The sequence below is a fragment of the Lacticaseibacillus zhaodongensis genome, assembly GCF_009687905.1.
GTDB lineage: Bacteria > Bacillota > Bacilli > Lactobacillales > Lactobacillaceae > Lacticaseibacillus > Lacticaseibacillus zhaodongensis.
In genome coordinates, this window is sequence record NZ_BLBG01000033.1 from 1 (window position 1) to 10,308 (window position 10,308).

The 10,308-nt window shown below is 45.7% G+C and carries 8 protein-coding genes and 1 pseudogene; 1 reads left to right on the forward strand and 8 read right to left on the reverse strand.

The window, feature by feature from the left end:
- Positions 1-150: 150 nt before the first annotated feature.
- Genes GN107_RS11070 through GN107_RS11080 form a run of 3 tightly spaced genes read right to left on the reverse strand, consistent with a single transcriptional unit; the run spans position 151 to position 5,075 of the window.
- Positions 151-1,992, reverse strand: coding sequence for a glycosyltransferase family protein (locus tag GN107_RS11070; RefSeq protein ID WP_155287921.1), 1,842 nt, complete (start codon positions 1,990-1,992; stop codon positions 151-153).
- A 46-nt stretch (positions 1,993-2,038) separates the two neighbouring features.
- Positions 2,039-3,937, reverse strand: coding sequence for a glycosyltransferase family 2 protein (locus GN107_RS11075; RefSeq protein WP_230678616.1), 1,899 nt, complete (start codon positions 3,935-3,937; stop codon positions 2,039-2,041).
- 55 nt (positions 3,938-3,992) lie between these two features.
- Positions 3,993-5,075 carry a bifunctional glycosyltransferase family 2/GtrA family protein gene (locus GN107_RS11080; RefSeq protein WP_155287923.1) on the reverse strand — a complete coding sequence of 361 codons (1,083 nt, stop codon included), beginning with the start codon at positions 5,073-5,075 and terminating at the stop codon, positions 3,993-3,995.
- Between the two features lie 160 nt (positions 5,076-5,235).
- Here GN107_RS11080 and GN107_RS11085 point away from each other — a divergent pair, with 160 nt between their 5' ends.
- A complete protein-coding gene (locus tag GN107_RS11085) occupies positions 5,236-5,919 on the forward strand; it encodes an IS6 family transposase (RefSeq protein WP_002816065.1) in 684 nt (227 codons plus the stop codon).
- 152 nt (positions 5,920-6,071) lie between these two features.
- Here GN107_RS11085 and GN107_RS11090 read toward each other — a convergent pair whose 3' ends face one another.
- The 5 genes and pseudogenes from GN107_RS11090 to GN107_RS11435 form a co-directional block, all read right to left on the reverse strand.
- Positions 6,072-6,743 (reverse strand): TetR/AcrR family transcriptional regulator, encoded by a 672-nt coding sequence (locus tag GN107_RS11090; RefSeq protein WP_125708900.1) that lies wholly within the window; start codon positions 6,741-6,743, stop codon positions 6,072-6,074.
- A 4-nt stretch (positions 6,744-6,747) separates the two neighbouring features.
- A complete protein-coding gene (locus GN107_RS11095) occupies positions 6,748-7,995 on the reverse strand; it encodes an ABC transporter permease (protein ID WP_125708902.1) in 1,248 nt (415 codons plus the stop codon).
- Positions 7,973-8,716 carry an ABC transporter ATP-binding protein gene (locus GN107_RS11100; RefSeq protein ID WP_003581836.1) on the reverse strand — a complete coding sequence of 248 codons (744 nt, stop codon included), beginning with the start codon at positions 8,714-8,716 and terminating at the stop codon, positions 7,973-7,975. Before GN107_RS11100 ends, GN107_RS11095 begins: the two co-directional genes overlap by 23 nt.
- 342 nt (positions 8,717-9,058) lie before the next feature.
- A complete protein-coding gene (locus GN107_RS11105; RefSeq protein WP_155287924.1) occupies positions 9,059-9,646 on the reverse strand; it encodes a recombinase family protein in 588 nt (195 codons plus the stop codon).
- Between the two features lie 125 nt (positions 9,647-9,771).
- Positions 9,772-10,308: pseudogene (locus GN107_RS11435) on the reverse strand (hypothetical protein); the annotation flags it as partial.

The window sequence follows — 10,308 nt, forward strand, 5'->3', positions numbered from 1 at the left end:
AAACACCAAAGCAGCGCAGTCCCGTGTGAATCGTGGGATTGCGCTGCTTTTTTGAAATTCTATGAATAATCCAGGATAAATAATAATCACAAGCCAGCTAACTAGGACAGTTTAAGCTAATTTCACAAAGTCTAAAGGTAGATTGCAAATTTAATTTTTAATTCTTTGTAGCCCGGTCGGCGTGACCTTAAAGAAACCGGTCCGAACGTTGGCTTGATGATAAACGTGACGCATCATCACCGTGAAAGTGTGGTGATACTCAGGAATTGCAACGTATTGATACTGCTGAATGGTTTTATCGAATTGCCGCGGGGTTTCCATGAAGTTCTCGCGTCCGACGGCTTGGTCGGTGAAAAAGTAGTAATGAGCGACAAAGCCCACGTAATAGTCCGCCACGTCACCCGCGTGGGGATCAACGACCAAAATTTTGGTGTGGTTGTAATGGGTCCACGGCCGTGCGATTCGGCTCAATTGCCGCGGCACAGTATTACGGTTATAGCAATTGGTGAACTGGGTGCCGTTAATTTCGGACAACATCATGATAATGGTAAAAATCAGCAGGATGAACGTTGACATTTGGTATAGTTTTTTCGTGAAGACCGACGCAAAACTACGCAGGTCCCGTTTTTCAACCCGCTGTTCGAATAACGCGCCATCCATCGCCCGGACTAGCGCCATCGCCGCAATGAAAAGGTTCAAAATGACAACGCTCGACATGTAACGTTCGTAACCATCCAATACGATGGCCTCACGGTATGGCATTGAGAGGGCGTACATGCCGTAGAGGCTGGCGAAGTACAGCACGAAAATGAGGTCCAGGCCAAGCAGCACCTGCAGCAGGTGCGTCCGGCGGTGCGTGCACCACCGTATTAGAAGGGCGGCGATGATCAGGGTGGCGTTGATCAGTAGGATCCCTTGAAAGGATAACGAGCTGAAGTTGAGATGCTCCAACAGTCGATGTCCAATTTTAACCAGGGTCGTCGTACTTTCAGTGGTGAGCTGATCAGCATAAGCGTGCGCGCTAATTTCGTGTTTGGAGACGGTAAAGGTTTGATGCACGTGTTGCTGCCACCATAGGAAGGGCAGTAGTCCCATCCCTACAGTTAATAGCCAGCGCCAACCGACTTGCCAGCTTCGCTGCAACCAGCGTACCCGTGTCTGCTGAATCAAGACGATGAGCAGGGTCGTCGCAATGATCATCACGAAGAAGGTGGCCGAGTTTTTGACCAGCATCAGCGCCGCAATAAAGACGGCACTGTGCGCGAGTAATAAACGGGGGTGCTGCCGGTAGAGGTAGATGCCAACTAGTGCGGCAACCGTGATAATTGGTAAGACGTAATCTACCAATAAGTTGTTTAACCGGATGGCGATGTTAAAAACGTACGATAAGGCAATCGTGAAGCACAAGATAAGTGACAGCAGTCCCCGCGAACGGTCCCGGAGAATGCCAAAAATGGCGTAGGTGGCCGCCCAAATTAGGATGAATTGGGCGACTAACATGGTGCCGTCACTGAAACCGACCCAGGTGACGAACTGAGTCAGCCATAAGGCGGTTGCCGGTGGATAAGATGTGAATTGAATAATCGAATCGTTTGCCCCGGGCAAGCGACCTTCAAACGTTAAAAATTTAACGATCAATGCCCAGTGTGAAAAGTTATCATAGTGAATCAGCGGGCTGTGGCGCAACACGTTAGCCATCGAAAATCCAAGGCCGAGCATCCAAAAATCGAATAAGTGTAGTCCTTCAAACGGAAGGCGGGCCTTACCGAAGAAGCCGCCGATTAAACGGATCACTAACAGTAGGACCCCGGTAACGGTCACAATGGTGAGGCCTAATCGGAGCAGTCCCACCATTGCGAACAGGTAATCGATAACAATCTGCAGTAGGATGGCCGTGATCCAGGATAAATACGGACTAACGCCCAGGTAGAGGACCACGTCGCTATAGCCGATCAGGGCGAGTATGAAAATTAATAAACCGAACCATGCCATGTTTTAAAGCCTCGTTAATGATAAGTAGTGATGCTTCAAAGAGTGTTTATGAACGGGTCAAACGGCTAAGCCGTCGTTTCAACTGCTTTACTCGCACCATGATGTTGATGTGGAGCTCGTCAAACAGTGTGATCCAGGTATCTTGCTGTTGCGGTAGGGCAGCGTTGAAGCCGTTGTAAATTAGTTGTAAATACTGGTTGCGAGTCTTTCCGATAGGGGCATTTAACTGCACGCTGTAAACGGTGTCGCGGTCGTCGTTGCTAATTCGGCGTACGGTCCCAATTAAATTAATCGCGGGCTGATTGGCCGGTGTTAAGCGTAGGTGTATCCGTTGTCCCAGGTGAAAGGTATTGCGATCAGGAGTGGTAAGGGTAAATGAAAGCCCACCTTCCGACGTATCAATGGTGGTTAGTGGTAGCCAAGTGTTCCGGTTTTGAACCAGACCGTTCACCTGACGAGCGAAACGCTCGGTTTTACGATAAACGGGCCGCCCCATTGCCAGAAAGAGGCAGAAACTTAGGTTGATGAAGTGCATCAAAAGCCAAAAGGTAATGACGCTACCAATCAAAATTTCGGAACCGAACTTACCATAATTAAATTTGATGATCGCCACCAGGGTGATTAGCCACAGGGCGAGGTACGGTAAAATGTAGAGTTTATCACGAAACGAGAACGACGTATTTTTATCGGTCACCTTAAACTTTTTAGCGCGAATGCCCAGGGTTTCCAGAATCACCGGAATGAAGAGGTAGGGCGCAAAAAAAGTCTCCTGAATTTCGCCCCAACGTTCGTTACGAATCGCATCGGACGTATCTTTTAGGACGTAGTGCAGTAGAAAGTATCCCGGCGCCCAGATGATCATTAACACCCAGAAATTAGCCTTGACCACCTGAATCTGAAACAACGCGTAAAGAATCGGTGCGATGATGTAGATCATGCGACGGGCAAATGACCACCAGTAGAGGTAAGAATTGATCAAAATCAGCTTGTTTTTAAACGAAAGCTTCGGGCTCAAAAAGATGTGTAAGTTGCGACAACTCCGAATCACGCCCCGAGCCCAGCGGGTACGCTGCTTGATTACGCCCTTGATGTCAATCGGCGTGATACCGCTCGACTGAGGCTTGGACGTGGCCAGACTAGTGTAACCGGCGATGTTGATCTCGGTGCCGAGCTGAAAGTCCTCGGTTAACGTATTGGTTGGAAAACCACCAACTTGGTCGACCGCTTCGCGTAAAAAGAGGGCGTTGGAGCCGGTAAACAGTGCGGTTTCGTTGCTACCATTCAGAACGTTGATGTCTCGGGAAAAGAAGTCCTGTTCGTTTGGAATAATCTTTTCGGAAAAAAGATTAAATTGGAAAATATCGGCGTTATAGAAACTCTGCGGGGTTTGAACGAACCCGAGTGGTTTCACGGCTTGATCCTGATCCGCACGGTCGCGAAAATTTTGAGTAAAGAGTGGCACGGTATCGGTCAGAAAGCCGCTGAACGGAATCATGTCAGTATCAAAAATGGCGAATAGGGGGGCGTTCAGTTGTGCTAAGGCGTGGTTGATATTACCCGACTTGGCGTGATGGTTGTCGGTCATTCCAATCCACTGAACGCCATATTCACGGGCTAATGCGTGCACCGCGGGGCGGTTTTGGTCATCGGCGATCACGATGTTAAGTTTTTGTTGATCCGGATAGTCAATAAAGGTGGCCGCGTTGACCGTCTTACGTAAAAGCGCCACGTCCTCGTTGTGAGTGACGATAATCAGATCAACCGCTGGCAACGGGTCGGCGGGATCCAATGGTGGGACGACGAGTTGCGCAGCGGTTTTTTGGGCCAGTATCCGAAAAAAGATCAGGATGAAGGCCGTAAAATTGGATAAGAGTTCGCTACCCACTAATAATAGTGCGAAAATCAGGGCAAACCAGTTGGCGTGCCACGGAATGGTAAAGCTCACCCGCCAAATCAGATAAATGACGGATAGGGCGATTGCTAATACGTAAGTGATCTTTTTAGTGGTCGGCATCGGATGGCACCTCGCAAAAAATAACGTCCCGCTGAATGCGGTAACTGATTAAGAATAACAAGCTATCAATAATCATCTTGGCTAATAGGGGAATCGCTGGACTTTGAAATCCGGCAAATAAGTGCGCCAAGCCTCCAGTCAGATAACCGGAAGCCACCATTTGAATTAAAAACAACGTTGCGTATTTAACTAACGTTTGGTGACCGGTACCGTTAAAGACGAGGCGGTGGTTAAGACCGTAGTTCACCACGGCGGAAAGGCAGCGGGATATTACGGTGGCAATTAAAATACTGTGGAACTGTGAGTTGCGCAATAATAGCAGACAAGCCTCGAATAAACCGATGTCGACCGCAAATGAGGCGACGCTACTTGCCGCAAATTTAAAAAATTGGGCGTAAATGGCCAACGAGTCACGGATGATGCGAAAATGCGATGATTGGTTGCCGTCGATGTAGATGGTTGGGATCGGTTGCTCAAAAATTTTAACGTGGTACCGTTGGGCGGCCAACAACATTTCAAATTCAAACTCGAAACGGTCGCCGGTAAACTGCCGTAATTGATGAACGTACGACATCGGGATGACCCGTAATCCGGTCTGGGTATCACTGATCTGCTGATGGGCGATTAGCCGAACCAGTTGGCTGGTCAGACGGTTACCGAACTGGCTACGAAACGGCACGTTATTAGTGAAACGACGCACACCTAAAACTAGGCGGTCGGGGTGCGTGGCAAACGCTTGGAGACAGTGATTTAACGCGCCAACCGTATGTTGGCCGTCAGCGTCTAAGGTGGCCACGCCGGTCGTGGTCGGAAAATGATTGGCAAAATATTGAAAGCTAGTTTTGAGCGCGGCCCCCTTACCCTGGTTGTGCGCGTGGTGCAGGACGGTAATTGGGGCGTTCTTGAGTCGGTTTAATTGATCGAAAACGGGTTGGTGGGCCGGGTCACTACCATCGTCCACGATGACGATCTGGCTCAGCGTAAAGTTTGCCGTTAAAATGTCTTGGGTTAAGCGAATCAAGGCTTGATCCGGATTTAGCGCAGGAATAATAATACCAATTAGTGTAATCTGAGTTCACTCCATTCTTTATGTTTAATCATAAAAGTGTCAGCACTTATTGCTGACCTTACTTAGTGGCCGTTTAAAAACTATAACGGGATCTGGTGCAAAGTTTGCCTGGCAACTTCATTCTAGTATACTGAGTGACAAGAAACGAGGGATTGTGCGCATGAATTACTTTAAAGGACGCCACTTTCAACAGGATATCATTATAGTAGCCGTTGGCTACTATTTTAGGTTCAGTCTCAGCTACCGTGATATCGTTGAATTGCTACGTGATCGCGGGGTTAGTGTGCATCACACCACGGTCATGCGTTGGGTTCATCATTATGGTCCCATCTTTAAGGCTTTATGGCGCCAACATCAAACCTCCCATACCAAAAGTTGGAGGATAGACGAGACTTACATTAACGTCAAAGGTCATTGGACTTATCTGTATCGTGCAATTGATAGCAACGGTCTGACGCTCGACTTCGAACTGCGAAAGCATCGTGATTATGCGGCAGCCTATCACTTTTTGAAACGGCTTTTGACGACCAATGGTCGTCCTGATCGCTTAGTCACCGATCAATATCGAGCAACACTTAAGGCAGTGAAGCACCTGATGAAACAAGACTACTTGAGCAAATCAGCACACCAATGTTCCAAGTATCGAAATAATTTAATCGAACAAGATCATCGATTCATTAAACGACACCGGGTGCGGTCAGCAAGTTTCCAAAGCATCCGAACCGCTAGTGCAACACTCAGCGGCATTGAAGTCATCCATGCATTACGCAAGAAAACCCGACGAGAGCTAAGCCTCATCGGGTTTTCAGCCGTGGACGAATTAAAAGCGATGGTGCCAGCATAACCTACAACACCCTATCAACAACTAGGTAAAAGGCACACTTTCAGACTATTTGCACCAGAGCCGTCTCAACTAGATAATACGGTAGATTGTAAAATTAATCCGAACAGCGTTCGGATTAATTTTACAGTCTACCATATCAAGTAACAGTTAGCTCACTGACCAGTAATTTGATCATGTTCACCCGGGGTCAATATTTTGGTCATCACCGTAATCAAATACGCTTGTTCGCGCTCAATTTCAGTTCCCGGCAATTCCAGCATTAACTGCGCTAAGTAACCGAATAGCTGCGATAACAAACTTTGCAGTATCAAATCATTCGGCCAATCCACAATCAAATGATCTGCTTTTAGTTGATTTATGACACTTCCCATCTGCTTGACCACCTTAGGCGCAATCTGGCTAAGAATCTGTTCGCGTCGTTCGGTGTCAAAAGCTGCCATTTCAAAAATGACCTTTAACTCTTTCACGTTAGCTTTAGCAAATGCAACTCGGTCCGTAAAAATTGCTGTGACGAATGCCTGTAGACTGGGATAACGCTGCCGTAATTCATCCTCTGAAAAATCACTCGCTAAAATTGGCACAATATGCGCGGCAATTGGTGCTAAGATGGCATCCCGTAAGGCAGCCTTAGTCTTATACCGCCGATAGACCGTCCCCTCTGCAACGCCGGCCCGTTGTGCAATATCACTAGTACTGGTCTGGTCAAAACCCTTTTCAGCAAACAAATCGAGACTTGCCTGGAGGATGGCCCGTTGCTTAGGTGTAATCGTTTCATTCTGACTTAGATCCTGTTGAAAATAATCCCGTATCCGTGGTCGTTCCATATCCTCACACCTTCCGATAACGTTTCATTCCAACAATATTCAACATTGTTAGTACGACCATAAACCCTACTAATATTAACAAATTGGCACCAATATCGCCAAGCCCAGCACCCTTTGTCACAACAGCCGTCAACGCATTAGCACCATAGTATAACGGCATGATGTGGGCAATTGCTTGCAACCAACTGGCCATGCCATCGACTGGAACCAACCCAGCAAAAAAGATTTGTGGTACAACAATCAGTGGAATAAACTGAATCATTTGAAATTCTGAGTTAGCAAAGGTGGAAATAAAGATACCCAAGGTCAAAGCCACTAACGCTAATAATAAGTTAGTCAGAAAGACCAGCCAAATACTACCAACTAAGTGAATCTTGAAGACCGTAATTGTAAAAACAACGGTCAGGACAGTCTGAATGATGGCAAAGCCCCCATAACCAATTAGATAGCCCATAATAATTTCACTCCGTCGAATTGGGGTTGCAAGTAGCCGGCTTAGGGTTCCAGTAGTGCGTTCATTCAAAAGTGAAACGCCAGAAATCAAGAACACAAAGAAGAAGACAAAGAAACCGAGAAAGGCTGGCAAAAAGTTTTCAAAGAACGTTGAATCACTACTACCATAAATATAATGAGACTTAGTCGTATAACTGGTTGCTTTAGCTGACTGAGTCGAACTAGACGTCGTGGCTGTGGCCTGCTTGAGTTGCTTTTGTAATTTCTCAGCAGTTGCCTGGTCACCGCGGGCCTGGGCTTGTGCAATGGCAGTCTTCAGCTTGGTCACCGTTGCTTGTGTCTGGGCTGCTGTCAGCTTCTTCAAAGCGGCTTGTTGCGATTCAAGGGCCGCACGCTGTTTCTTAGTAACGGTCACCAGCGTCTTCATTTTCAACTTGACTAATCCTGACTGTAAACTCGCCTTAATTAAAGACGTGTTGGTTGGATTGCTATTTGAATAAGTAATCGTCAATTGACCATTTTTCTGAGTCAAATAGCCATCTAGATCATGCTGCTTAATCATTTTCCGTGCCTGTGAACTATCATAATGATGAATCGTCACGTTTTTGGTATCGATCACGTTAACCACGGATTGGTCTACATGATGAACACCCAAGCTTGCTACTTGCGTCGTGTTGTTTTGAAATAAGAAATACATCAGCGTCATAATCAGCAATGGTGCCAAAAACATCAGCGCCAAGGTACGCTTATCACGTAACATTTGCTTAAAAACTCGTCTAACGATTGCCATCGTTCGCATCTTGCATCCGCCCCGCTTTCAAAAAGACCTGTTCGATCGTATCTACTGCATACTGTTGTTTCAGTGCCGCGGGTGTCCCCTCAGCAAGCGCAATCCCGTGCCGAATCAACATGAGATAATCACACCGTTCTGCTTCGTCCATGACATGCGTTGTCACGAGCATCGACTTACCGGTATCCTTGAGCTTATTTAGTTCGGTCCAAATTTGTTGCCGTAATTCTGGATCAATCCCAACGGTCGGTTCATCTAAAATCAATAATTGGGGATCCTGAATCAGGGCAATTGCCAACGACAAGCGCCGTTTCATCCCACCCGAATAGCCACTGACCCGCTTGTCTAATTGGGACGTTAAATCAACTAATCCGGCTGCATAATCAATCATCTGTGCTAACTTTATTTTTGGAACGCTCATCAATTGCCCAAACAAGGTCAGGTTTTCACGGGCCGTTAGTGTCTCATACAAAGCGTCACTTTGGGCCATATACCCTACTTGTGCCATTACCGCCCTATTGGGCATCACCGTATCCATGACTTTAACAGTGCCACTATCCACAGCTTCCATCCCTAAAATACTCTTGATCAAGGTGGTCTTCCCAGCTCCTGATGGCCCAATCAAGCCATAAATCATTCCAGCCGGCAGTGTCAAATCAATCTGATTGAGCACTTGCTGATGACCAAAGTGCTTGCTGACCTGCTTGGCGATGACATAATCCGTTGCCATTTTAATAACCCTCTTTCTCAAAGAGAGTGTATGCTCACTCACTTAATGGCTTTAGTATAATCAGCACATCTCGGTTTGTCAATATTAAAATGAGTTATCACTCACTTATTTTGTTTCCGGCCCATTTGTCACCGCATTGCAATCTAACATACGGTCATATTTTTACAAGATGTTTTTCAGCCAATTTTAAATTTTACTTCCACAAGCTTTCTAGCAACTTAATATAAAAAGGTTATCAGCAGACTTATAGGTTTAATTAAATCTAGTTTATTCATATTCTTCTATTTGATAACGGCCTGTTCTGGGATTGTCCTCAACGACTGGCTAGCTTGTTTTTGCAATTTACGATCTTTTTATATTGTACTTCTTGCGATATCTGATAAAAGTTGTTCGCTTAATACCGGTATTACGGGCGACGTCTACATCACTCATGCCCGTCTGATACAGTTTAAAAGCATGTTGCAAGCGGGGATCGTCTTGGGTGTATTGGGGTTTGCGGCCATGATATTTACCTTGCTGTTTTGCTAGGGCAATTCCTTGTTGCTGACGTTCGATGATCCGCTTACGTTCGCTTTCCGCCTGGTACTTATACAATTCAATGATGAGGTTGGTCATCAGTTGACGTAAATTGGGGTCAGCAATCCCTGTCATGGACGGTAAATTCAACACATCTAGGGTGGCACCCTTATTTTGAATGGTGTTCATGATCTTAGTTAAATCCAGGTTGTTTCTGCCTAAACGATCTAGTTCAGTGACCATGACAATATCACCCTCACGAATATAGGCCAGCATTTTTTGCAGTTCTGGCCGATTAGTGTTAGCCCCACTTAATTTATCCGTAAATAATTTATCAACGTCTTTTAAAGCCGCTAATTGTCGATCTAAATGTTGCTCCTTAGAACTCACACGCGCATAACCAATTTTAGCCATTTTCAGTCCTCCTTTTGGACAGTCCTAATGAACACTTTTAATGCCTAGTATAGCACAGAGACAAAAACGGCCACTAGGGTATACCCTAGTGGTCTTTTTTGATCCATTATCAATGGCTTTTTAAATTAGGGCCTAGTACTTTTGGAATGGAAATACTTTCCAACACCAAAAATTATAGACCCGATAAAATTAGTGATTCCCTGATAATCGAATGGGATAATGGTGGTGTTAATATGAGAAATCATGGTCAATATCTGATTATGATCAATAGGGATCATACCAACGTAGAAGTTGTTTAAATCAATAACGGTCAAAGAATTAGGAACACGCAGTTTAAGCGCTTCTTGGGCTAAAGCTTTCATATTATAGGCATTATTATCAGATATTAAAGTAATATCACTGCCTCCACAAAGGTAGAAATCTGCTGAAGCAACATTACCAAGTAGCTGAAAAGTTGACTGATTCATGATACCTCCCTGACTATTTACAAAAAAGTGCTTTATTTTGCAGGTACTGTACCCTGTCATTCTTGTTCTACAAGTATAGCCTGGATTATTCACCTCGGTATTTGGGACATGAAATCGTATCTGGCCGGTCTGAAAGCAACGTTTGGAGCGTTGCGAATACTGACTGAGCGGAGAAGTTGGTGATCGATGCACCAC